This window comes from Microbacterium saperdae, assembly GCF_006716345.1.
GTDB classification, from domain to species: Bacteria; Actinomycetota; Actinomycetes; order Actinomycetales; family Microbacteriaceae; genus Microbacterium; species Microbacterium saperdae.
The window spans coordinates 1,191,104-1,212,507 of the sequence record NZ_VFOX01000002.1; the positions used below are offsets into that span (position 1 = coordinate 1,191,104).

Sequence of the window (21,404 nt, forward strand, 5' to 3'; positions counted from 1 at the left end):
GTAGGATGAGCCCATGACCGACGACGAGCTGCCGGAGCTGCCACGAGGGATCGCGCTCGCGTGGGGGGTCGCCGCGAACCCGCAACGCGGACCCAAGCGTGAGATGAGCGTCGAGCGGATCGTCGATGCCGCCGTGGAGTTGGCGGATGCGGAGGGCATCGGCGCTGTCTCGATGGCCGCGGTGGCGGCGAAGCTCGGCTTCACCCCGATGTCGTTGTACCGCTACGTCAGCGCGAAGGACGACCTCCTGCTGCTGATGCAGGAGCAGGGCACAGGCCTGCCGCCGGAGAGTCACCGTGCGCTCGACGGCTGGCGCGCACGCCTGCTGGCGTTGTATCAGGAGCAGGTCCTCCTCTATCTGCGCCACCCCTGGATGCTCTCTCTGCCGATCACCGGGTCTCCGATCACTCCGAACAGCTCCGCCTGGTTGGACGCCTCGCTCGCGACGCTGGACGACACCCCGCTGAACGCGGAGGAGCGGCTCGCGGTGGCGCTGGCGATCACCGGCCATGCGCGCTGGTGCGGGATCGTGCAGGCGGGGTATTCCGAGCAGGCGCGGGGCACGGGACTCTCGCCCGACGAGGTGGCCGCCAGGGAGGCCGCGCTCTTCGATCGGGTGATCAGTGCGGACGAGTTCCCCGCGCTGCGCCGCGCGATCGAGGACAGCGTCTTCCGTTCGGCATCCGATCCGTTCCGGTTCGCCGTCGAACGCACGCTCGACGGGGTCGCGGCCTACATCGCCGCGCTGGAACGAGACGCGACGCACAGCCTGTCCGACGACTGGATCACGATCGACCCGGCTGAGCTCGCCGGGGATCGACGGCTCAAAGAGGCGCAGAAGTCGGTGCGTGAGGCCGAGAAGGCCCTCCGCGCGGCACGGAAGCTGGAGCGGCAGGCCCTCCGCGAAGCCGGTGAGCGTCTCGCGAAGGTGAAGAAGTCCGGCTGATCCGGACGCGCACCCCCGGTCTGTTGTCATGATGTGGAGATGACCACCGAGTACCGCGCGCACTTCGACTTCACGATCGCCTTCGCCAACGGTGGTGGCCTCAGCGGCGAGGGCTTCCGCCTCGATCTGCCTCGGCAGGATGTGACGGCGGAAGAGATCGGCACTCTGCTCGTCGCCCACCTCGGTCTGGCGCTCGTCAGCGACGTCGCGCTGCGGGACCTCCGGATCGTGGAGGAGAAGCATCGAGGGAGTCGAGGGGTGCCCGCGCCCGCTAAGGGGGCCGAGGAGCGCGTGATCGACCTCAGCCACCCGATCGAGGCCGGGATGGTGACATATCCCGGTCTGCCCGTTCCGACGATCGTGCCGCATCTGACCAGAGAGGACTCGCGCGGAAAGTACGCACCCGGCACCGAGTTCGCCATGGACGTCATCACGATGATCGGCAACACGGGCACATATCTCGACGCGCCGTTCCACCGTTACGCGGACGGAAGCGACCTGGCCGGGCTCGACCTCGGCACTCTGGTCGGGCTGCGCGCGGAGGTGTTCCACCTGCAGGACGGATGGGACGCGGATCGACGGGGGATCGAGGCCGTGACGCTGGCGGATCGCGAACTGCAGGGTGCGGCCGTGTTGCTCGACACCGGATGGAGCAGTCGTTTCGGGACCCCGGAGTATGCGCACGGGGCGCCGTTCCTGACTGAAGGGGGCGCACGGTTCCTGGTCGACGCGGGTGTGCAGCTCGTCGGCATCGACTCCTTGAACATCGACGACACGGAGGGCGGTGGTGCCCGTCCGGCGCACACGCTCCTGCTCGCCGCCGGCATCCACGTGGTGGAGCACCTCACGAACCTGGCCGACGTGCCCGCGCGCGGCGCTCGATTCACGGCGGCTCCTCCGGCGGTGCGCGGCTTCGGGACATTCCCGGTGCGGTCCTTCGCGACGGTCGGTTCCCACTGATCACACGGGCCACATGGGTTTACATGCGTCCCAGCTACCCCATAGAGTGTGCTCATCGAGAAAGGGGTACGTGGGATGCCCGAAGTACCTGACGTCCGGTTCCTGACGGTGGCCGAGGTCGCCGACATCATGCGCGTGTCGAAGATGACCGTCTATCGACTCGTCCATGCCGGCGAACTGCCCGCCATCCGTTTCGGCCGCAGCTATCGCGTGCCGGAGTCGGCCGTCGCGGACGCTCTGCAGCGTCCGATCGCCGACGTCGGCTGAGGTCTCGCCAGCCGCGATCCCCGCTCGTGACAGTCGGGGCCCTGCGGTTTGCTAGACTGACCCGAGGCATTTTTTCCGTGCCCGTACCCGGGTGTCCGTCACCGTGCGACACCCAGCCACTGACTTAGTGAGGTTTCCGTGGGTTCTGTCATCAAGAAGCGCCGCAAGCGCATGGCGAAGAAGAAGCACCGCAAGCTGCTTCGTAAGACTCGCCACCAGCGTCGCAACAAGAAGTAAGCGGCCAGACACGAGCGCCTGTCTTCGGACGGGCGCTTTGTGTCTCTGCGCCGAGTGATCATCCGCAACATCGTGAGGACGTCATGAAGTCGATCACCGTCACCGAACTCGCCGAGCGCTCCGGCACGCCGCTCATCGACGTGCGCGAGACCGACGAGTTCGCCGCAGGCCACGTGCCCGGCGCCGTCAACATCCCCATGTCCGTGATCGGCAACCGTCTGGACGAGCTTCCCGATGAGGCCTTCGACGTGATCTGCCAGGCGGGCGGGCGCTCGGCGCGCGTCGTCGAGGCTCTCGAATCCCGCGGCTACGACGCCACGAACGTCGAGGGCGGAACGGGTGAGTGGATCGCTCAGGGCCGCGCGGTGGAGGTGCCGTCGGCGTGACGACGCTCACGCTCATCGGCAAGCCCGACTGCCATCTCTGCGATGTCGCATCCGAGGTGATCGACGCCGTCGTCGCCGAACTTCCCGACGCCGCCGCCGAGAGCATCGAGATCGTCGAGGCCTCGATCCAGGACGATCCCGCCCTCTACGAGCTGTGGTGGGAGAAGATCCCGGTCGTCCTGATCGACGGAGAACTGCACGCGCACTGGCGGGTCTCGCCCGATCGGCTGCGTCATGCCCTGGAAGAAGCCGTCCGAGGCGGCGTGCTGACCCCGCAGGAGGAGCCGAGATGACCGTTCGCCATGTCGTGATCTGGAAGCTCGCCGCGGAAGACGCCGCTGAGCGTCGGTCGCAGGCCGAGGAAGTCGCCCGGCGACTGAACGCGCTCGAGGGCGTGGTGCCGCAGCTGCTCTCGATCTCCGCGGGTGCGAACAGCGCCTACCCGGAGACGAACGCCGACGTCACGCTCGTCGCGGACTTCGAGAGCATCGCCGCGCTCGAGGAGTACCAGGTGCACCCGGCCCATGAAGAGGCCGCCGCATACATCCGTACGGTCGTCGCCTCACGGGTCGCCGTCGACTTCGACCTCTGACTCCGGCGCACGTCACTTTTCGTCACACTTGCAACACAAACGTGATCCGCCAGGGGCCGATCTCGTTGGTGGCGGTGTCGAGCAGCGTGTTTAGATGAACTCCTAACCCGTCCGTGGGCGCCACAGCCCTCGTCTCATAGGAGCTGTCATGCAGCGTCGCACCATCTTCGCCGGGCTTGCGCTCGCGGCGACCGCCACTCTCGCTCTCGCCGGTTGCGCGACCAACACGGGCTCCGGCTCGGGCACCGGCTCCGAAGAGCCGGCCGCTGGCGAGGAGTACGGTCTGGTCGAGGCCGGCACGCTCACGGTCTGCTCCGACATCCCCTACGCACCGTTCGAGTTCGAAGGCGGAGACAACGGCACCGGCTACACCGGCTTCGACATCGACCTGCTCGACGCCATCGCCAAGAAGCTCGACCTGAAGCTCGCCGTGCAGGACGTCGGCTTCGACGCGTTGCAGTCCGGCACGACCCTCGCCGCGGGAACCTGCGACGTCGGAGCCTCGGCGATGACGATCACCGACGAGCGCAAGGCCAACATCGACTTCTCCGACCCGTACTACGACTCGCTGCAGTCGCTGCTGGTCCGCACCGACTCGGGCATCGAGTCGATCGACGACCTCTCCGGCAAGAACGTCGGCGTGCAGCAGGGCACCACGGGCGAGACCTACGCCGGCGAGAACGCCACGGGCGCCGAACTGGTGCAGTACCCCTCCGACGGTGAGCTGTGGCCGGCGATGCAGGCCGGTCAGATCGACGCGATCCTGCAGGACCAGCCGGTGAACCTCGAGCACGAGAAGGCCGACTCCGCCTACAAGATCGTCGAGACCTACAACACCGACGAGTCCTACGGCTTCGCCTTCGCGAAGGGTGAGAAGGACGCACTGCTCGACGCGGTCAACGGCGCACTGCAGGAGCTGCGAGACAGCGGCGACTACCAGACGATCTACGACAACTACTTCACCGCGAAGTAATCGGCAGGCACGGTAGGTCGGGAGGACCTTGACAATGGCGTTGAGGCGCACCACCAAGAGCAAGTTGTACCGGTACATCGTCTATGCGGTGCTGATCGCGATCGTCGTCTGGGCGATCGTCGGCACCGACTGGGCGAAGATCGGGCCGCTGTTCTTCAACCCCGAGATCGCGATCAAGATGTTCCCGGGGATCATCACGACGGCGCTCGTGAACACCCTGTGGTTCACCGCGGTGGCGTTCGTCGCGGGTCTGCTGCTCGGCATCGTGCTGGCACTGCTGAAGCTGTCGAGCATCGGGCCGTTCCGATGGATCGCCACGGCCTGGATCGAGCTGTTCCGCGGGCTCCCCGCGATCCTCACGATCTTCGCCGTGGCGTTCATCCTGCCGATCGCCTCGGGTATTCCCGGCAAGGATCTCGGTGGTCCGGTCGTCCTGGGCCTCGTCGGCCTGGTGCTCGTCGCCTCGGCGTACATGGCCGAGACGATCCGTGCGGGAATCCAGGCGGTTCCGAAGGGGCAGACCGAGGCGGCCCGCTCGCTGGGCATGTCGCCCATGAAGACCACGTTCTGGATCATCGTGCCGCAGGGATTCCGCATCATCATCCCTCCGCTGACGAACGAGTTCGTGCTGCTGCTGAAGGACACCTCGCTGCTCTTCATCGCCGGCACGTTCATCTGGTCGAAGGAGCTCACGAATTTCGCTCGTGACGCATCGACGCAGAACTCGAACGCGACGCCGCTGATCCTGGCGGCAGTCCTGTACCTGATCGTGACGATCCCACTCACACGCTTCAGCGCGTGGCTGGAACGACGGATGGCGAAGCAGCGATGATCACCGACCTGATTGATGTCCACGCCCCGGCGATCGACCTGCAGGGGCTCGTGAAGTCGTTCGGCGACAACGAGGTGCTCAAGGGCATCGATCTCACGGTCACCGCCGGCGAGGTCGTCTGCGTCATCGGACCTTCCGGTTCGGGCAAGTCGACACTGCTGCGCTCGGTCAACCTGCTCGAGGTCCCCACCGGCGGCAAGGTGCTGATCGAGGGGATCGACATCACCGACCCCGACGTCGACATCGACCGCGTGCGCACCCGCATCGGCATGGTGTTCCAGAGCTTCAATCTGTTCCCGCATCTCGACGTCATGGGCAACCTCATGATCGCGCAGCAGCGCGTGAAGAAGCGCTCCAAGGCCGAAGCCGAGAAGGTGGCGAAGGAGATGCTCGCGCGCGTGGGGCTCTCCGAGAAGGCGGATGCGTTCCCCGGTCACCTCTCCGGCGGGCAGCAGCAGCGTGTGGCGATCGCCCGGGCGCTGTGCATGAACCCCGACATGATGCTGTTCGACGAGCCGACCTCGGCGCTCGACCCCGAGCTCGTGGGCGAGGTGCTGCAGGTGATGCGCAAGCTCGCCGATGAGGGCATGACGATGCTCGTCGTGACGCACGAGATGGGCTTCGCCCGTGAGGTCGGGTCACGCCTGATCTTCATGGACGGCGGACACATCGTCGAAGAGGGCGACCCGCGTGAGGTGCTCGGCAACCCGCAGCATCCGCGTACGAAGGACTTCCTCGCGCGCGTGCTCTGAATACGCACGGTCGCCGTGACCGCCTGATACCGAAAGAGACCCCCTGGTGCAGATACCTGCATCGGGGGGTCTCTTCGCGAAGTGGGGGTGTCTGCGTCAGACCTCGACGACCTCGGCACCGGGGGCGTTGCGCTGGACGGACTCGATGCCGCTCAGCGCCCCGGCCTTCGAGGAGTATCCCTCGCTCGTGGCGATGACCTCGCCGTTTCCTGCCTTCAGACGGAACCGGTACTCTCCGGACTTGTCGGTGTACAGCTCGAACTTGCCTGCCATGAGGCGTCCTTTCTCTGTCGGTCGAGGGAGCGGAGCTCCTCCGGGCTCACGCTATCCCGCGCCCTACATGTGGGGGAAGAGTGAAATTGTGGGGGACGAGCGAACTTAGCCGCGCGGATGCACCGCGACGGGTTCGGGGGCGATCGCGATGCGGACGCGATCACCGAAGGAGGGGTGGATGCCGGGCGCGTGCTGCACGCGGACGAGCTCGCCGGACTCCGTGCGCACGAGGGTTCGCCGCATGCTGCCGAGGAAGGTGCTCTCCTCGACCAGGGCGTCGGTGGCGGCATCCGCTTCGCTGGCGAAGAAGACGTTCTCGGGCCGCAGGTACACGTCGACCGGGCCGATCGCCGGGGACTGCAACGGCAGTCGCTGCCCCCAGACCACGACGTGGTCACCCTCGCCGACTCCGGAGACGACGCTGGACAGCCCGACGAACGCGGCGACGCCGGCCGTCGAAGGGGTCGTGTACAGCTGCTCGGGCGATCCGATCTGCTCGATCCGTCCGGAGTTCATGACCGCGATCCGGTCGGAGACGGCCAGTGCCTCCTCCTGGTCGTGCGTCACGAACACGGTCGTGATGCCGAGACGCAGCTGGATGCGGCGGATCTCGTCGCGCAACTGCACGCGCACCTTGGCGTCGAGCGCGGAGAGCGGCTCATCGAGCAGCAGCACCTTGGGCTCGGTGACGAGGGCACGGGCGAGGGCGACGCGCTGCTGCTGGCCCCCCGACAGCTGATGCGGGAAGCGGTCGGCGAAGTCGGCCAGGCCCACCAGCGCCAGCGCATCGAGGGCGCGCTTCGACGACTCGGAGGCGGAGACACCGCGCCGACGCAGGCCGAACGCGGTGTTCTCGGCGACGCGGAGGTGCGGGAACAGCGAATACGACTGGAACACCATGCCGATGTCGCGCTTGTTGGTCGGGATGCGCGACACATCGCGTCCGCCGAGGAGCACCGCGCCCTCATCCGACCCTTCGAGACCGGCCAGCACGCGCAGCAGGGTCGTCTTGCCGCAGCCGGAGGGGCCGAGCAGGGAGACGAACTCGCCGGGCGCGATGTCGAGGTCGACGCCGTGCAGCACGCGCGTCCCCGCATAGCTCTTGACGATGCCCTGGAGCTCGACACGGGTGCCCTCACCCGCCTCGGCGAGCAGCAGATTGTCCTTCGTGCGGGGGAGTGCATGGTCGAGGGTCATGAACGGGCCTTTCCGTTGCCGCGGGCGACGCGGCCGATGAGGAGGAGCAGGGTGAAGACGAACGCCAGCGCGAGCAGCGTGAAGATCGCCGGGGCGTACGGGTCCTGCTTCTGCACCACCACCATGGCCGTCTGGAACACCTGACGGTTGAGCAGCGAGGCGATCGTGAACTCGCCCAGCACGACCGCGATCGAGATGAGCGACGCCGCGAGGAGTCCCTGGCGAAGGTTGGGTGCGAGCACCTTCAGGACGACCGTCGGCCAGCTCGCGCCGAGCGACCGTGCGGCCTCCGACAGCGTGCGCAGATCGGCGGCATCGATGGATGCCTGGATCGAGCGGTAGGCGAACGGCAGCACCGTGACGCCGTAGGCGAACGCCAGGGTCCATGTGCCGGTGCCGAGTGTGCGACCGATCTGCAGATAGATCGGTGCGAGTCCGACCACGAGCACGATCGCGGGGATCGAGATCGGCAGGAGCACCGCGAACTCGAAGATCGGCTTGAGTGTGCCGAAGCGCAGGTTCACCAGGATCATGGTCGGCGCGAGCACCAGCAGCACGATCGCCACCGTGACGACGGCCAGGATCAGGGAGTTCCCCAGACCCGTCCAGATCGGCTTGATCGCCGCGGAGGCGGCGGGATCGAACAGGGCGATCCAGTGCTCGAGCGACAGGCCCTCCTTGCCGCGGAGGGTGAAGAGGAACGTCGACACCAGGGGGATCGCGAAGAACGCGCCGACGAGGATGCCGATGATCCAGCGCGTCACGGGAGACGGGGCGAGCCGGTTCATAACTGCCACCTCGCGGCCCGACGCTGGACGAGCGAGTACAGGGCCATGACCACTCCGACGATGACGATCATGCCGAGCGCGAGCGCGCCGGCCAGGTTCTCCCTGCCCAGGACCGTCTCGCTCGTGAGCGCGGTGCGGATCTGCAGGGGGACGATCTGCGAGCCCTGGCTGGCGAGCGCGGCGGCCGTGGCGTACGAGGAGAACGCGTTCGCGAACAGCAGCAGCAGGCTGGCGAGGAACGAGGGGGCGAGCACGGGGATGCCGATACGGAGCCAGAAGCTGGCACGAGTACCGCCGAGCGTGAGGTTCGCCTCAGCCCACTGCGGCTTGAGCGCGGCGAGGGCGGGCATGAACGTGATCACCATCAGAGGGATCTGGAAGTAGATGTACGGCAGGATCAGGCCGGGCAGCTCATACAGCCAGGTGCCGTTCTCGAAGATGTTGACGCCGAAGGTCTCTTTGAGGAAGACGGTGATGATGCCCTGGATGCCGATCGTCGCGATGAAGGCGAAGGCGAGCATGACGCCGCCGAACTGGGCGAACACACCGGCCGCGGCATCGACGCTCGCGCGGACGGCCCCGTCGGGGTTCATGCCCAGGAGGGCGTAGCAGACCAGGGCGCCCACGACGGCCCCGACGACCGCGGTGCCCAGGGAGAGACCGGCCGAGTTGGCGAAGGTGTTCAGCACGACTGGATCGCCCAGCGCCGAGATGTTCGTCCAGGTGAAGGAGCCGTCTTTCGTGAAGAAGCCGGAGCCGATCGCGAGGACGGTCGGCACCGCCAGGAACAGCACGACGTAGGCGGCGAAAGGGACCAGCCCCAACCAGGCCAGCGACGGCGCGGACCGCCGGGCCCTCGCGCTGTGCGAGGACCCGGCGGGGGTGGCGGGGACGGATGCCGCAGCATCCGTCCCCGGTGCGGAAAGGGTGGTCACTGGACCGCCGCTGCCCACTTCTCGCCGAGCAGGGTGCCGGCGTTGGTGGACTGCTCCTCGGTCGGGACGACGGTCTCCTCCGGTGCCTCGGGCAGGGCGGCCGCCAGGTCGGCGTCGATCGTGCCGGCCTCGGTCATGGCCTCCATGCGTGCCGGGCGCGCGCCACCCTTCAGCCACAGGTTCTGCACCTCGTCGCTGTAGAGGAACTCCTGCCACAGGCGCGCAGCGGCCGGGTGCGGAGCGTCGACGTTGATGGCCTGGTTGTAGTAGCCGGCGTAACCGGTGCCGTCGAAGACGACGACCTTCCAGTTCTCGTTGTCGGCGGTGTGCGAGGCGTTCAGGTAGTCCCAGTCGAAGACGACCGGAGTCTCACCGCTGGCGATCGTCGCGGTGGTGACGTCGACCTTGAGCAGGTTGCCGGCCTTCTGCAGCTCGGAGAAGAAATCGATGCCCGGCTGGAAGTCGTCGAGCGATCCGTCGGACTGGACGGTCGCGAGGCCGACCGCGGCGAAAGCGGCACCGGCCTGGGTCGGGTCGCCGTTGATCGCGACAGCGCCCTTGTAGTCGGCCGACAGCAGGTCGGAGAGCTCGGCAGGAGCGTCGAACTTCGAGGAGTCGTAGCCGATCGACATGTATCCGCCGTAGTCGCCGACGAAGAGGCCGGTGGGCTCTTTGAGCTCGTCGGGGATGTCATCCCACGTCTGCACCTTGTAGGGGGCGAAGGTGTCGGTGTTCTGCAGGGCGACGGTCAGACCGAGGTCGAACACGTCGGGAGCCGTGTCGAGACCCTTGTTGGTCTCCGCCGCCTGGATCTCCTCGGCGCTCGAGACATCGGGCGAGGCCTCGTTGATCGTGATCTCGGGGTACTTCTCGGCGAACAGGTCGAGGACCTCGCCGTAGTTGGCCCAGTCGCGGGGAAGCGCGATGACGTTGAGGGACCCCTCCGCCTTGGCAGCGGCCTCGAGCTCGGCGAAGGTGCCGAAGTCGGCGACGGAGGTAGCCGTCGTGGCGTCCACGTCGGAGTCGCCACCGGAAGCGGGTGCGTCGGTCGCGCCGGCGCAGGAAGTGAGTGCGAGCGCTGCCGTGGTGGCCAGGGCGATGCCGGCGCCGATGCGCGCGCGGCGGGTGAAGCGAGCCATGAGTGTCCTCTCGGGTGTCCGGCGATCGCCGGTTCGGGGTTGCGAGAGGACGCTACGGGGCGGGGGTTACCGGTCGTCGCGGGTCGGGTGAACGAACGGTGTCCGGCGGGTGGCGGGCGAGGTCCACGCCGGCCGGTCAGCCGCCGACCGTGTACTTGAAGCCGAGGTGGGAGCCGACGTAGCCGAGTCGCTCGTAGAAGCGGTGCGCCTCGGTGCGGGCGGCATCCGAGGTGAGCTGCACCATCGCCGCGCCGAGCGCGGGAGCTGCTGCTTCGCCGACCCAGCGCATCACGGCGGATCCGATGCCGGAGGAGCGCAGATCGCTGCGCACCCGCACGGCTTCCACGAGCAGACGCCTCGCGCCCCGTCGGGCCATGCCGGGGATCGAGGTGAGTTGCAGGGTGCCGACGATCGCCCCGTCGAGCTCGACGACCAGGAGATCGTTCGACGGTTCGGCGAGGATCTCGGCGAGTGCGCGGGAGTACGCCGGGCGATCAGCCTCGGATGCGACATCGCCGCGTGCCGCACTGATCGGGTCGTCCGCGAGCAGGGCGATCACGGCATCCGCATCCGCGGTCGTGGCGCGGCGCAGCACGGCACGACCGGCGCGGGAGTCGAAGGAGTGGGGGAGGGGGAGCGCGTCGAGCATGGCTCCAGTCTGTCAGCGCCGTAACTCAGGCTGCCCGCTGCCACAACTCCGGAGATCTGGAGTGTTTCGGCGCGGAACTGGGCCGCTGGGCCCGAGGCACCGTGATTCTCCGGAGTTACGGCGGCAAGGATCCTGAGTTGTGGACGCGGGCCGGCGTCGGCCGGAGCCCCGCCGGTCTGGCATCCTGACCTGATGGATATCGGCGCAGTGCTCGGCCTCGAGCAGCTCACCTGGGGCATGCTGCTGCTGGTGGTCCTCGCCGCGTTCGGCGCGGGCTGGATCGATGCGGTGGTCGGCGGCGGCGGACTGCTGCAGCTGCCCATGCTGCTCCTGATACCGGGCATCGCGCCGGTGCAGGCACTCGCGACGAACAAGTTCGCCTCGGTCTTCGGCACGGCCACGAGCAGCGTCACCTACTATCGGCGCGCGAAACCTGACATCCGCACGGCGTTGCCGATGGCGGTGATCGCCCTGGTCGGATCCTTCGGGGGAGCCGCGGTCGCGACGATCCTCCCGCCGGCCGCGTTCAAGCCGATCATCGTCGTCGCTCTGCTGGCCGTCGCGCTGTTCACGGCATTCCGACCGCAGATGGGTGCCGCGACGAAGCTGCGCTTCAGCGGCCACAAGCACCACATCATGGCGGGGGCGGCCGGCCTCGGGATCGGCTTCTACGACGGCATGATCGGGCCGGGCACGGGGACGTTCCTGGTCATCACCCTCGTCGCGCTGATGGGCTATGACTTCCTGCAGGCGAGCGCCAAGGCCAAGATCGTGAACTTCGCGACCAACCTCGGAGCGCTGCTGCTGTTCATCCCGCACGGATCGGTGCTGTGGCTGCTCGGCGGCATCCTCGCGGTGGCGAACGTCGCCGGGAGCTACCTCGGCTCGCGCATGGCGATCGCACGCGGCACGACGTTCATCCGGGTGGTGTTCCTCGTGGTCGTGATCGGACTGATCGCGAAGCTCGGTGTCGACGTGTGGAACGAGAACATCCTGCCGGCGTTCGCCTCGCTCGGCTGAGCCCCGGAGCCCCGGGCGGCCAGAGTTGACACCCGTGGTCGGAACTCGCCCACTTCAGCGTCGACAGGTGCCGACTTCGCGTCGGCACCAGAAACGAAAGTGGCACCTCGTGCCGGAATGCCTCAGCTATTCCGGCACGAGGTGCCAGGTTCATCGCCGCGGGGGCGTGAGGGTCAGGCCTCGTCCTCGGGCTCGTAGTCGACGCCGGCCTCGGCGCGCTGCGCGTCGGTGATCGGCGCCGGAGCGGAGGTCAGCGGGTCGAAGCCGTTGCCGGACTTCGGGAACGCGATGACCTCGCGGATCGACTCGGTCTTGGTCAGGTGCTGCAGCACACGGTCCATGCCGAGCGCGATTCCACCGTGCGGCGGGGCACCGAACTTGAACGCGTCGAGCAGGAAGCCGAACTGCTCGTCGGCCTGCTCGTCGCTGATGCCCATGACCTCGAAGACGCGCTTCTGGACGTCTTCACGGTGGATGCGGATCGATCCGCCGCCGAGCTCCGAGCCGTTGCACACGATGTCGTACGCGTAGGCGAGGGCAGAGCCGGGGTCGGTGTCGAACGTGTCCTGGAACTCGGGCTTGGGTCCGGTGAACGCGTGGTGCACGGCCGTCCACGCACCGGCGCCGACCGCGACGTCTCCGGAGGCCACAGCGTCAGCCGCCGGCTCGAACATGGGGGCGTCGACCACCCAGCTGAAGGCGAACTCATCCGGGTTCAGGTAGCCGAGGCGGCGTCCGATCTCGACGCGTGCGGCACCGAGGAGAGCGCGGCTCTCCTTCGTGGCACCGGCGGCGAAGAACACGCAGTCGCCCGCGCTCGCGCCGACGAACTCCGCGAGTCCGGCCTGCTCTGCCTCGGACAGGTTCTTGGCGGCGGGGCCACCGAGCGAGCCGTCCTCGTTGAAGAGCACATAAGCCAGGCCGCGGGCGCCGCGCTGCTTCGCCCAGTCCTGCCAGGCGTCGAGCTGCTTGCGCGGCTGGCTCGCGCCGCCGGGCATGACGACGGCACCGACGTACTCGGCCTGGAAGACGCGGAACGGGGTGTCCTGGAAGTACGCGGTCGCATCGACCAGCTCGAGACCGAAGCGCAGGTCGGGCTTGTCCGAGCCGTACTTGGCCATGGCGTCGGCGTAGGTCATGCGCGGCAGCGGCAGCGCGACCTCGACGCCGATGGTCGCCCACATCGCCTGGATGAGGGACTCCATCAGCGTGATGACGTCTTCCTGGTCGACGAAGCTCATCTCGATGTCGAGCTGCGTGAACTCGGGCTGGCGGTCGGCGCGGAAGTCCTCGTCGCGGTAGCAGCGCGCGATCTGGAAGTACTTCTCCACGCCACCGACCATGAGCAGCTGCTTGAAAAGCTGCGGCGACTGCGGCAGGGCGTACCAGCTGCCGGGGCTCAGGCGCGCGGGGACCAGGAAGTCGCGGGCGCCCTCCGGAGTGGAACGGGTGAGCGTCGGGGTCTCTACCTCGGTGAAGTCCTCGGCGTGCAGCACGTCGCGGATCGCCTTGTAGACGTTCGAGCGCAGGCGCAGTGCGGACGCCTGTGCCGGACGACGCAGGTCGAGGTAGCGGTACTTGAGGCGCGCCTCTTCGCCGACGGTCTCGCTGTCGGCGAGCGCCGTGGAGACCTGGAAGGGGAGCGGAGCGGACTCGTTCAGCACCTCGACGTCCGCGGCGATCAGCTCGATCTCGCCGGTCGGCAGGTTCGGGTTCGCGTTGCCCTCGGGACGCTGCGACACGACGCCCGTGACCTTGAGCACGAACTCGTTGCGCAGCGGGTGGGCGGTCTCCTCGTCGCGGATGACGACCTGGGCGATGCCCGAGGCATCCCGCAGATCGATGAAGGCGACTCCTCCGTGGTCACGACGGCGATCGACCCAACCCGAGAGGGTGACGGTCTGACCGATGTGCTCGGCTCGCAGTGAGCCTGCCGAGTGGGTGCGAAGCACGGAGAATTCCTTCTGATCTGCGAAAGGGTGAACCCGCCCAGTCTACGTGGGCGGTCGGGCCTCCTCCGGCGTGTTCTCCGGGCGGAAGGGGATCCTCAGTATGATCGCCACGACACAGCCTCCACACAGAAAGGGTGCACCGTGGACTCCAACGGCATCGCTGACCTCTACGCGTCGATCTTCTCCGGAACCACCGGACTGATCGCACTCGTCTTCTACGTCCTGGTGGCCATCGGCCTGTGGAAGGTGTTCTCCAAGGCGGGGTACCCCGGCATCCTCGCGATCATCCCGATCGTGAACATCGTCATCCTGGTGCGCATCGCCGGGATGTCCGGATGGCTCGCGCTGCTGTACATCATCCCGATCGTCGGCTTCGTGTTCGGCATCATCGTGGCGATCAAGCTCGGTGAGCGCTTCGGAAAGGGCGGGGTGTTCTCCTTCTTCCTGCTCTTCGTCTTCCCCTACATCGGCTACCTGATCCTCGGGTTCGGGGACTCCCGCTACAGCAAGGCCTGACGTGCCGGCGACGCGACTGCACCTCGTCCGCCACGGAGAGGTGCACAATCCTGCACGCGTGCTCTACGGGCGGCTGCCCGACTACCACCTGAGCACGGCCGGACGTCGCATGGCGCAGGCGGCCGCCGATCACGTGGCCGCTCTGGATCGGCCGGTCGCCGCGCTGTACTCCTCGCCTCTGGAGCGGGCCCAGGAGTCGTCGGAGCCGTTCGCGGAACGATTCGACCTGGTGCCCGAGATCGACATCCGCATCATCGAGCCGACGAACGTGTTCGAGGGCACGCAGATGCGGCGTTCCCTCATGAACCCGCTGAACTGGTGGCATCTGCGTCAGCCTTCCGTGCCGAGCTGGGGCGAGCCGTACTCCTCGATCGCGGAGCGGATGCTGAGCGCCATGGGCGAGGCCTGGCGGACGGCGGATGGCGGCGACGTCGTCATGGTCTCGCACCAGGCGCCGATCTGGATCACGCACCTCCGCGTGGCAGGCCTGCCGTTGCGGCACGACCCGCGCACGCGGCGCTGCGCCCTGTCGAGCGTCACGTCCTTCGAGCTCGTCGGCGACGTGTGGCGCGAGGTCGCCTATGCGGAGCCGGCGACGACCGAAGGCGCCGTGGACGTCGGAGCGGTCTGAGTCGTCAGTGCTCGGCGGCCAGCAGTGACTGGATGACGCCCACCGCGGCGAGCTGCCCTGCCGTCGCCGCCACCATCACGGCTGCCATCGGGCCGGGGAGTGCGGCGCGGTGGGCGAGGTCGCCGGCGGCGAAGACCCCCGGTGCCGAGGTGCGGCCGAAGTCGTCGACCTCGATCGCGCCGGAGTCCAGCATCCGCAGGTCCAGTTGCGCGGCGAAGGGGGCGCGCTGACGCATCGTGCCGGACGCGATGAACACGCCCGCGACGGCGCGCTCGGTGTCAGCGGTGTGCACCGCGACACCGGAGTCCGCACTCGAGACCGAGACGACGCCGGAGTCGCTCACCCTGACGCCGAGGGACTCGAGAGAGGCGACCTCTTCGGGGGTGAAGGTCTCCTCGACGGGGACCACCGTGATCTCGCTCACGATCCGGCCGAGCAGACCGATCAGGTGCGCGGCGCGGGCTGCGCCGCCGAGGATCGCGATCGGCTTCCCCGCGTGCTCGTGTCCGTCGCAGAACGGGCACGCGAAGGCGCGCGTACCCCACAGCGCTGACAGCCCGTCGACCTCGGGTAGTTCGTCGACCACTCCGGTCGCGAGGATGATGTTGCGCCCCGCTGCAGTGGAGCCGTCGGCGAGTGTCACCGTGAAGTCGCCCTCGGTGCCCGACACGCTCTCCACGCGAACATCGCGGATCTCCACGTCGTCGTAGGCACCGAGCTGCCCGCGAGCGGTCGCGCGGAACTCCGCGGGCGGGGTGCCGTCGTTCCCGATCACGTTGTGCATGTGCAGGACGGTGCCGTTGCGGTACTCGCCCGAGTCGAGAAGCAGGGCTGAGCGGTGCATCCGCCCCAGGGTGAGTGCGGCCTGGAGTCCTGCGGGGCCGGCGCCGATCACGATCGCGTCATACATGGGGGAGGGTCCTTCCGCCGTTCGGTCTTGTGTTCTTCGCCAGTCTGTGACTTCATGTCAACATGAAGTCAAGCTCGCAGAGCCCATGGTCCGTCGGCGAGGTCGCCGCGCGCTTCGATCTGCCGACCAACGTGCTCCGGCACTGGGAGACCGTCGGCCTGCTGCGGCCCGTGAGAGACCCGGCCGGTCGCCGGCGCTACGGCGAGGACGAGGTCGTGCGCATCGCGGTGATCCAGCGCAGCAAGGCGGCGGGCATGAGCCTGGAGCAGATCGGCGTGCTGCTCGACGACGGCAGCGCAGGGCGCCACCAGGTGCTGCAGGAGCACCTCGACGACATCGATCGGCGGATGGAGGAGATGCGGCGCTCGCGTGAGATGACCGAGCACGCCATGCGCTGCCGGTCGCACGACATCGCCACCTGCCCCCGGTTCCGGGCGGGGGTTGCGGACGTTCTCGCGCGGTTCTGAGGAGGCGCTGCGTCCGGCCCACGCATAGGAACCCTTGCGTAAACTGGGAATCGTGCCACTCGCCTCGACGGTCATTCCGCCCCGCAGCGGCCGCTCCTCCCGCACCGTGCGTTCACGCCGTGCGCTCGGGGCCGCGCTCGCCGCCGTTTTGGCGATCGGTCTGAGCGCCTGCGCTCCCGATCCGGTGAGCGAATCGTTCCTGAGCGGTGAGAACACCGGCTACGTGGCGGCCGACGGCGCGATCGTGGAGATCCCTGTCGCCGATCGCGGAGAGACCGTCGCCTTCGGTGGTGTCACCGAGGACGGCGAGACCTTCGACAGCGCCGACCTCGCGGGTCAGGTCACGGTCGTCAACTTCTGGTACGCCGGGTGTGCTCCGTGCCGCGTGGAAGCCGAAGACCTCGAGAGCGTCTGGCAGCAGTACGAAGACCAGGGCGTTTCCTTCGTCGGCATCAACACGCGTGACCAGGCCGACACCGCGAAGGCCTTCTCCGAAGAGTTCGGCGTCACCTACCCGAGTCTGATCGACGTCGACACGGCCGAGGCGAAGCTCGCGTTCGCGGAGGCCGTTCCGATCGCGGCGACCCCGACGACGCTCGTGCTCGACAAGCAGGGCCGTGTCGCCGCGCGCATCATCGGCCCCATCGACGGCACCTCGATCCTCTCCACGCTCGTCAAGGACGCGCTCGCGGAGAAGTCGTGAATCGTGCGGGAGCGTTGTGAACGCTGAAGCCATCATCGGATCCGGTGCCCTCTGGCTCGCGATCCCGGTCGCGATGCTCGCGGGACTCGTCTCCTTCCTCTCGCCCTGCGTGCTGCCTCTGGTCCCCGGATACCTGGGCTTCCTCGGCGGTGCGGTGGCGCCGCGGCCCCAGGGGAGCGCCGCAGGTTCCCCGGATGCCGCGGGCAGTGGTCGTGGCCGACTCGTGCTCGGCGTGCTGCTCTTCATCCTCGGGTTCAGCGTGGTCTTCATCGCCCTGACGGTGCTCGGCGGCACCGCCGGTGTGTTCTTCCTCCGCTGGGGCGACCTGATCACCCGCATCCTCGGCGTCGTCATCATCCTGATGGGACTGGTCTTCCTCGGCCTCTTCGGGTTCGCCCAGCGCGAGTTCCGCTTCCACGTCGACTCCAAGTTCGGCGTGATCGGCGCCCCCCTCCTCGGCATCGCGCTCGGCATCGGCTGGGCGCCGTGCATGGGCCCGACCCTCGCCGCGATCGTCGCCCTGTCGTTCAACGCCGGAGACCCGGTGCGCGCCGGATTCCTCGGTCTGGCCTACTCGCTCGGCCTCGGCATCCCGTTCCTGCTCGTGGCGCTGGGCTTCGGCTGGGCGACCAAGACCGTCGGGTTCCTCCGCCGTCACATCCGCATCGTCAACATCATCGGCGGCGTGCTGCTGATCGTGCTGGGCGTGCTGATGGTCACCGGGCTCTGGACCGACATCATGTCGCGATTGACGGCGGTGATCAGCAGTGTCCCGCTCCCCATCTGATGAGAAGAACGCAGACGACATGACCAAGGCCGCCGTGAACAAGAAGAACAGCGACGCGTCTGATCCGCTCCGCCCCTCCGACCACATCGACGGAGACGATTCGATCGCGCAGCCGCGGCTGGGTCTGGTCGGATGGCTGCGCTGGGGGTGGCGTCAGCTGACCTCGATGCGCACCGCACTCGTGCTGCTGCTCGTGCTCGCGATCGCCGCGATCCCCGGCTCGATCTTCCCGCAGCGCATGGCCGACCCCAACGGCGTCACGCAGTGGCAGCGCGACAACCCCGACATCTTCCCGATCCTCGACGGGCTCAAGCTCTTCGACGTCTACCTGTCGCCGTGGTTCTCCGCGATCTACCTGCTGCTGTTCGCCTCGCTCGTCGGCTGCGTCATCCCGCGCATCAAGCACCATGCCAAGGCGCTGCGGGCCCGGCCGCCCCGCACCCCGGCACGTCTGCAGCGACTCGAGGACTTCCGCTCGGTGCAGCGCACCGCCGCGGAGCCCGAGTCCGCCGCCGCCGCATCCGTCGAGATCGCGACCTCGCAGCTCAAGGCCCTGGGCTACCGCGTGGAGCGGTACGACCGCGGCCGCACGTTCTCGGTGTCGGCCGAGCGCGGCTACTGGCGGGAGACCGGCAACCTGCTCTTCCACCTGGCTCTGGTGGGCGTGCTGATCACGGTCGGCATCGGCGGAGGGTTCTCCTACACCGGGCAGCGCGTGCTGGTCGAGGGAGAGACGTTCGCGAACACCCTGGTCGACTACGACTCGATGAACCGCGGCCGCTTCGTCGGCGACGACGCCCTGGCGCCGTACTCCATGCGGCTCGACTCCTTCGACGTGAGCTACCAGCCCTTCGGCGAGCCCGGCTCCGGGCAGGCGGGCGACTTCTCCGCCGACGTCACCGTGAAGGAGAACGGCGAGGAGCGCACCGGCTCCGTGCAGGTGAACCACCCGCTCGCGGTCGCTGACGACAATGTCTTCCTGCTCGGCAACGGCTACGCCCCCACCATCACGGTGCGCAACGCCGACGGCGACGTGGTGTTCACCGGCAGCACGCCCTTCCTGCCGCAGGACACCCAGATGACGTCGCTCGGCGTGATCAAGATCACGGACGGGCTGCCGGAGCAGCTGGGTCTGCTGGGGTTCTTCTACCCGACCACGGGCGTGCTCGAGAGCGGTGCGTTCTTCTCCGCCTACGGCGACCTCACGAACCCGACGCTGACGCTCGACGTCTACTCGGGCGATCTCGGCATCAACGAGGGCACTCCCCGCTCTGTGTATGTGCTCGACACCAGCGATCTGACCAAGCTCACCGGGCGCACGACGGACGTCGAGTCGATCCAGCTCACCCCCGGCGACACCGCCGATCTGCCCGACGGCATGGGCACCGTGACCTTCGAGGACGACTCTCCGGCTGGTGCCACGGACGCCTCGCAGTCCGTCAAGCGCTTCGCCTCGCTGCAGATCCACCGCGATGACTCGGGGCCCTGGGTGCTCGGCTTCGCGCTGCTCGCGCTGGGCGGACTGATGCTCGCCCTGTTCGTCCCCCGCCGCCGCGTGTGGGTCAAGGCCACGGCGAACGCGGACGGCATCGCCCTCGAGTACGCCGGACTCGCGCGCGGTGAGGACCCCACCATCGCGATCGCCCTCGACGACCTGGTCGCCGGTCACGCCCGCCTGCTCGACGCGGACGGCGGCTCGGCTGCTGTCGCCGCGGAGGATGCGTCGACGGGCTCAGCGACTCCCGACGTCGCCTCCGCATCCGACACCCCGAAAGTAGACTGACACCATGTTCGACCTCAACGTGATCTCGCCGATCCTGCTGTGGACGGCGATCGCGGTCTACGCCGCCGCGTTCGTGGCCTACGCCTTCGACCTCGCGCGGCGATCGCAGTTGAGCGCCGACTCGCAGACGTTCGCCCAGGCCGAGCTCGTCGGCGCCGGCGTCGGCGCCCGCGGCACCGCTGCGTCGAAGACGGCGGCAGGTGCCACGGATGCTGCTCCGCAGCGGTTCGTGATGGCGCGCATCGGCACCTCATTGACGGTGCTCGCGTTCCTGTTCCACTTCGGCGCGACGCTCACCCGCGGCATCGCGGCCGGTCGTGTCCCGTGGGCGAACCTGTACGAGTTCGCCATGATCGGCACGCTGCTCATCATCGCCGTCTACCTCATCGTGCTGGTCCGCGTCGATCTGCGGTTCCTCGGCACGTTCATCACGGGTCTCGTGGTGGTACTGCTCGGACTCGCGGCGACGAACTTCTACATCGACGTCTCGCCGCTCATGGACCCCTTGAAGAGCGTGTGGCTGGTGATCCACGTCTTCGTGGCCTCGCTCGGCACGGCGTTCTTCGCTCTGGCGTTCGCGCTGTCGGTCATCCAGCTCATGCAGTCGCGCCGGGAGCGCCTCGTGTCCGAGGGCGCCGAGAAGACCGGCCCCGGCTTCCTGCGCACCTTCCCCGGATCCGAGCGGCTCGAGAGCATGGCGTACCGCTTCACGATCATCGGGTTCATCCTCTGGACGTTCACGCTGATCGCCGGATCGATCTGGGCGTACTACGCGTGGAGCCGCTTCTGGGGCTTCGACGTCAAGGAGACCTGGACGTTCGTCATCTGGGTGCTCTATGCCGGATACATCCATGCGCGGGCGACCCGCGGATGGCGCGGGAACCCCTCGGCGTGGTTGGCGATCGTCGGCTTCGCGGCCGTCATGTTCAACTTCACGATCGTGAACGTCTTCTTCAAGGGATTGCACGCCTACTCCGGCCTGTCCTGACCTCGCCACCGCAGAGGTTCTCCCCGCCGATACGCGGATGTATGCTCATCGCGGGGGAGGCACTGTGAACGGGAGGACTGATCCGTGACCATCGAGATCGGAATCATCGAAGACCATCCGGCGATGCTGCTCGGCACCGTCGCGATCCTCCACAAGAGCGACGACATCCGCGTCGTCGCCCATGGGACGACGGCGGCGGCGGTGGTGCGCCACGGAGGTCCGTTGCACGTGGTGCTCCTCGACCTGTCGCTCGCCGACGGCACCGGCCCCGCCGAGAACATCCAGGCGCTGGCGCCGCTGGGCGCACCGATCATCGCCTACACCTCGGGGGAGCGTCCGCATCTGATCCGAGAGGCGGCCCGCGCCGGGGCGTCGGGAATGATCCGCAAGTCCGACCGGATCGACCTGATCGCCGAGGCGGTGCGCCGCGCAGCCCGCGGCGAGATCGTCGCCAGCGCCGATTGGGCGGCCGCCCTCGAGTCCGATCGCGAGTTCGTGTCGGCACAGCTGAGCCCGCGCGAAGCGGAGGTCCTGTCGCTGTACGCCTCGGGTGAGACCGCGAAACAGGTCGCGCAGCTGCTGTATCTGTCGCCGGAGACGATCATCGATCACGTACGCCGGATCCGCGCCAAGTACGCCGCGGTCGATCGGGCGGCACCCACCAAGGTCGATCTCTTCCGCCGTGCGGTCGAAGACGGCCTGGTGGCACCCGAGCGCTGAG

Annotated in this window: 27 protein-coding genes; 19 read left to right on the plus strand and 8 right to left on the minus strand. The window is 68.0% G+C overall.

Features of this window, described 5'->3' with window-relative positions; genetic code table 11:
* Positions 1–13 precede the first annotated feature (13 nt).
* The 10 genes from FB560_RS20280 to FB560_RS20325 all read left to right on the plus strand — a co-directional run bounded on the left by FB560_RS20280 (position 14) and on the right by FB560_RS20325 (position 5,945).
* Positions 14–946 carry a TetR/AcrR family transcriptional regulator gene (locus tag FB560_RS20280; protein WP_141874502.1) on the plus strand — a complete coding sequence of 311 codons (933 nt, stop codon included), beginning with the start codon at positions 14–16 and terminating at the stop codon, positions 944–946.
* A gap of 39 nt (positions 947–985) precedes the next feature.
* Positions 986–1,906 (plus strand): cyclase family protein, encoded by a 921-nt coding sequence (locus FB560_RS20285; RefSeq protein WP_141874503.1) that lies wholly within the window; start codon positions 986–988, stop codon positions 1,904–1,906.
* A gap of 75 nt (positions 1,907–1,981) precedes the next feature.
* Positions 1,982–2,173, plus strand: coding sequence for a helix-turn-helix domain-containing protein (locus tag FB560_RS20290; protein WP_045279170.1), 192 nt, complete (start codon positions 1,982–1,984; stop codon positions 2,171–2,173).
* Between the two features lie 138 nt (positions 2,174–2,311).
* Entirely contained in the window at positions 2,312–2,410 is a 99-nt protein-coding gene (locus FB560_RS20295) for a 30S ribosomal protein bS22 (RefSeq protein WP_003792170.1), read from the plus strand.
* An 83-nt stretch (positions 2,411–2,493) separates the two neighbouring features.
* Positions 2,494–2,796 (plus strand): rhodanese-like domain-containing protein, encoded by a 303-nt coding sequence (locus FB560_RS20300; protein WP_141874504.1) that lies wholly within the window; start codon positions 2,494–2,496, stop codon positions 2,794–2,796.
* A complete protein-coding gene (locus FB560_RS20305) occupies positions 2,793–3,089 on the plus strand; it encodes a glutaredoxin family protein (RefSeq protein ID WP_141874505.1) in 297 nt (98 codons plus the stop codon). Before FB560_RS20300 ends, FB560_RS20305 begins: the two co-directional genes overlap by 4 nt.
* On the plus strand, positions 3,086–3,388 hold the full coding sequence (locus FB560_RS20310; protein ID WP_141874506.1) for a Dabb family protein: 303 nt from the start codon (positions 3,086–3,088) through the stop codon (positions 3,386–3,388). The genes FB560_RS20305 and FB560_RS20310 overlap by 4 nt, the downstream gene beginning before the upstream one ends.
* A gap of 148 nt (positions 3,389–3,536) precedes the next feature.
* Entirely contained in the window at positions 3,537–4,361 is an 825-nt protein-coding gene (locus FB560_RS20315; RefSeq protein WP_141874507.1) for a basic amino acid ABC transporter substrate-binding protein, read from the plus strand.
* A gap of 34 nt (positions 4,362–4,395) precedes the next feature.
* A complete protein-coding gene (locus tag FB560_RS20320; protein ID WP_141874508.1) occupies positions 4,396–5,193 on the plus strand; it encodes an amino acid ABC transporter permease in 798 nt (265 codons plus the stop codon).
* Positions 5,190–5,945: an amino acid ABC transporter ATP-binding protein gene (locus FB560_RS20325; protein ID WP_141874638.1), complete on the plus strand. Its 756-nt coding sequence runs from the start codon at positions 5,190–5,192 to the stop codon at positions 5,943–5,945. The genes FB560_RS20320 and FB560_RS20325 overlap by 4 nt, the downstream gene beginning before the upstream one ends.
* 96 nt (positions 5,946–6,041) lie before the next feature.
* Here FB560_RS20325 and FB560_RS20330 read toward each other — a convergent pair whose 3' ends face one another.
* The 6 genes from FB560_RS20330 to FB560_RS20355 all read right to left on the minus strand — a co-directional run bounded on the left by FB560_RS20330 (position 6,042) and on the right by FB560_RS20355 (position 10,926).
* Positions 6,042–6,218 carry a YegP family protein gene (locus FB560_RS20330; RefSeq protein ID WP_141874509.1) on the minus strand — a complete coding sequence of 59 codons (177 nt, stop codon included), beginning with the start codon at positions 6,216–6,218 and terminating at the stop codon, positions 6,042–6,044.
* Between the two features lie 105 nt (positions 6,219–6,323).
* On the minus strand, positions 6,324–7,415 hold the full coding sequence (locus FB560_RS20335) for an ABC transporter ATP-binding protein (RefSeq protein ID WP_141874510.1): 1,092 nt from the start codon (positions 7,413–7,415) through the stop codon (positions 6,324–6,326).
* Entirely contained in the window at positions 7,412–8,203 is a 792-nt protein-coding gene (locus FB560_RS20340; RefSeq protein ID WP_141874511.1) for an ABC transporter permease, read from the minus strand. The genes FB560_RS20335 and FB560_RS20340 overlap by 4 nt, the downstream gene beginning before the upstream one ends.
* Positions 8,200–9,138: an ABC transporter permease gene (locus FB560_RS20345; RefSeq protein WP_170198225.1), complete on the minus strand. Its 939-nt coding sequence runs from the start codon at positions 9,136–9,138 to the stop codon at positions 8,200–8,202. Before FB560_RS20345 ends, FB560_RS20340 begins: the two co-directional genes overlap by 4 nt.
* Positions 9,135–10,277 (minus strand): ABC transporter substrate-binding protein, encoded by a 1,143-nt coding sequence (locus FB560_RS20350; RefSeq protein WP_141874513.1) that lies wholly within the window; start codon positions 10,275–10,277, stop codon positions 9,135–9,137. The genes FB560_RS20345 and FB560_RS20350 overlap by 4 nt, the downstream gene beginning before the upstream one ends.
* A 136-nt stretch (positions 10,278–10,413) precedes the next feature.
* The gene (locus tag FB560_RS20355; RefSeq protein WP_141874514.1) at positions 10,414–10,926 is read right to left on the minus strand and encodes a GNAT family N-acetyltransferase; all 513 of its coding nucleotides are present in this window, start codon (positions 10,924–10,926) and stop codon (positions 10,414–10,416) included.
* Between the two features lie 192 nt (positions 10,927–11,118).
* Here FB560_RS20355 and FB560_RS20360 point away from each other — a divergent pair, with 192 nt between their 5' ends.
* Entirely contained in the window at positions 11,119–11,946 is an 828-nt protein-coding gene (locus tag FB560_RS20360) for a sulfite exporter TauE/SafE family protein (RefSeq protein WP_141874515.1), read from the plus strand.
* A 173-nt stretch (positions 11,947–12,119) separates the two neighbouring features.
* On the opposite strand, the gene aspS is transcribed toward FB560_RS20360, so the two are convergent.
* Entirely contained in the window at positions 12,120–13,898 is a 1,779-nt protein-coding gene (aspS, locus tag FB560_RS20365; protein ID WP_141874516.1) for an aspartate--tRNA ligase, read from the minus strand.
* A gap of 141 nt (positions 13,899–14,039) precedes the next feature.
* On the opposite strand from aspS, the gene FB560_RS20370 reads away from it, so the two are divergent.
* Both FB560_RS20370 and FB560_RS20375 read left to right on the plus strand, forming a co-directional pair.
* A complete protein-coding gene (locus tag FB560_RS20370; RefSeq protein WP_141874517.1) occupies positions 14,040–14,414 on the plus strand; it encodes a DUF5684 domain-containing protein in 375 nt (124 codons plus the stop codon).
* 1 nt (position 14,415) lies between these two features.
* Positions 14,416–15,045, plus strand: a complete 630-nt coding sequence (locus FB560_RS20375; protein WP_141874518.1) for a histidine phosphatase family protein — start codon at positions 14,416–14,418, stop codon at positions 15,043–15,045.
* A 4-nt stretch (positions 15,046–15,049) separates the two neighbouring features.
* Here the strand turns inward: FB560_RS20375 and FB560_RS20380 are convergent, their stop codons facing one another.
* The gene (locus tag FB560_RS20380; protein WP_141874519.1) at positions 15,050–15,955 is read right to left on the minus strand and encodes an NAD(P)/FAD-dependent oxidoreductase; all 906 of its coding nucleotides are present in this window, start codon (positions 15,953–15,955) and stop codon (positions 15,050–15,052) included.
* A gap of 62 nt (positions 15,956–16,017) precedes the next feature.
* On the opposite strand from FB560_RS20380, the gene FB560_RS20385 reads away from it, so the two are divergent.
* From FB560_RS20385 to FB560_RS20410, 6 genes are all read left to right on the plus strand, one after another.
* Positions 16,018–16,422: a MerR family transcriptional regulator gene (locus FB560_RS20385; protein ID WP_141874520.1), complete on the plus strand. Its 405-nt coding sequence runs from the start codon at positions 16,018–16,020 to the stop codon at positions 16,420–16,422.
* Positions 16,423–16,474: 52 nt separating this feature from the next.
* The gene (locus FB560_RS20390; protein WP_141874521.1) at positions 16,475–17,125 is read left to right on the plus strand and encodes a TlpA family protein disulfide reductase; all 651 of its coding nucleotides are present in this window, start codon (positions 16,475–16,477) and stop codon (positions 17,123–17,125) included.
* Positions 17,126–17,141: 16 nt separating this feature from the next.
* Positions 17,142–17,912, plus strand: a complete 771-nt coding sequence (locus FB560_RS20395; protein ID WP_141874522.1) for a cytochrome c biogenesis CcdA family protein — start codon at positions 17,142–17,144, stop codon at positions 17,910–17,912.
* 19 nt (positions 17,913–17,931) lie between these two features.
* Positions 17,932–19,695 (plus strand): cytochrome c biogenesis protein ResB, encoded by a 1,764-nt coding sequence (gene resB, locus FB560_RS20400; RefSeq protein ID WP_141874523.1) that lies wholly within the window; start codon positions 17,932–17,934, stop codon positions 19,693–19,695.
* A gap of 4 nt (positions 19,696–19,699) precedes the next feature.
* Positions 19,700–20,683: a c-type cytochrome biogenesis protein CcsB gene (gene ccsB, locus FB560_RS20405; protein ID WP_141874524.1), complete on the plus strand. Its 984-nt coding sequence runs from the start codon at positions 19,700–19,702 to the stop codon at positions 20,681–20,683.
* 84 nt (positions 20,684–20,767) lie between these two features.
* Positions 20,768–21,403 carry a response regulator transcription factor gene (locus FB560_RS20410; RefSeq protein WP_141874525.1) on the plus strand — a complete coding sequence of 212 codons (636 nt, stop codon included), beginning with the start codon at positions 20,768–20,770 and terminating at the stop codon, positions 21,401–21,403.
* The last annotated feature ends 1 nt before the right edge of the window (position 21,404 follow it).

Coding starts and splice junctions, on each gene's coding strand:
- FB560_RS20330 (WP_141874509.1), bottom strand. CDS start 6,218: ATGGCAGGCAAGTTCGAGCTGTACACCGACAAGTCCGGAGAGTACCGG.
- resB (WP_141874523.1), top strand. CDS start 17,932: ATGACCAAGGCCGCCGTGAACAAGAAGAACAGCGACGCGTCTGATCCG.
- FB560_RS20290 (WP_045279170.1), top strand. CDS start 1,982: ATGCCCGAAGTACCTGACGTCCGGTTCCTGACGGTGGCCGAGGTCGCC.
- FB560_RS20280 (WP_141874502.1), top strand. CDS start 14: ATGACCGACGACGAGCTGCCGGAGCTGCCACGAGGGATCGCGCTCGCG.
- FB560_RS20320 (WP_141874508.1), top strand. CDS start 4,396: ATGGCGTTGAGGCGCACCACCAAGAGCAAGTTGTACCGGTACATCGTC.
- FB560_RS20380 (WP_141874519.1), bottom strand. CDS start 15,955: ATGTATGACGCGATCGTGATCGGCGCCGGCCCCGCAGGACTCCAGGCC.
- FB560_RS20285 (WP_141874503.1), top strand. CDS start 986: ATGACCACCGAGTACCGCGCGCACTTCGACTTCACGATCGCCTTCGCC.
- FB560_RS20340 (WP_141874511.1), bottom strand. CDS start 8,203: ATGAACCGGCTCGCCCCGTCTCCCGTGACGCGCTGGATCATCGGCATC.
- FB560_RS20300 (WP_141874504.1), top strand. CDS start 2,494: ATGAAGTCGATCACCGTCACCGAACTCGCCGAGCGCTCCGGCACGCCG.
- ccsB (WP_141874524.1), top strand. CDS start 19,700: ATGTTCGACCTCAACGTGATCTCGCCGATCCTGCTGTGGACGGCGATC.
- FB560_RS20355 (WP_141874514.1), bottom strand. CDS start 10,926: ATGCTCGACGCGCTCCCCCTCCCCCACTCCTTCGACTCCCGCGCCGGT.
- FB560_RS20325 (WP_141874638.1), top strand. CDS start 5,190: ATGATCACCGACCTGATTGATGTCCACGCCCCGGCGATCGACCTGCAG.
- FB560_RS20385 (WP_141874520.1), top strand. CDS start 16,018: ATGAAGTCAAGCTCGCAGAGCCCATGGTCCGTCGGCGAGGTCGCCGCG.
- FB560_RS20350 (WP_141874513.1), bottom strand. CDS start 10,277: ATGGCTCGCTTCACCCGCCGCGCGCGCATCGGCGCCGGCATCGCCCTG.
- FB560_RS20335 (WP_141874510.1), bottom strand. CDS start 7,415: ATGACCCTCGACCATGCACTCCCCCGCACGAAGGACAATCTGCTGCTC.
- FB560_RS20315 (WP_141874507.1), top strand. CDS start 3,537: ATGCAGCGTCGCACCATCTTCGCCGGGCTTGCGCTCGCGGCGACCGCC.
- FB560_RS20360 (WP_141874515.1), top strand. CDS start 11,119: ATGGATATCGGCGCAGTGCTCGGCCTCGAGCAGCTCACCTGGGGCATG.
- FB560_RS20310 (WP_141874506.1), top strand. CDS start 3,086: ATGACCGTTCGCCATGTCGTGATCTGGAAGCTCGCCGCGGAAGACGCC.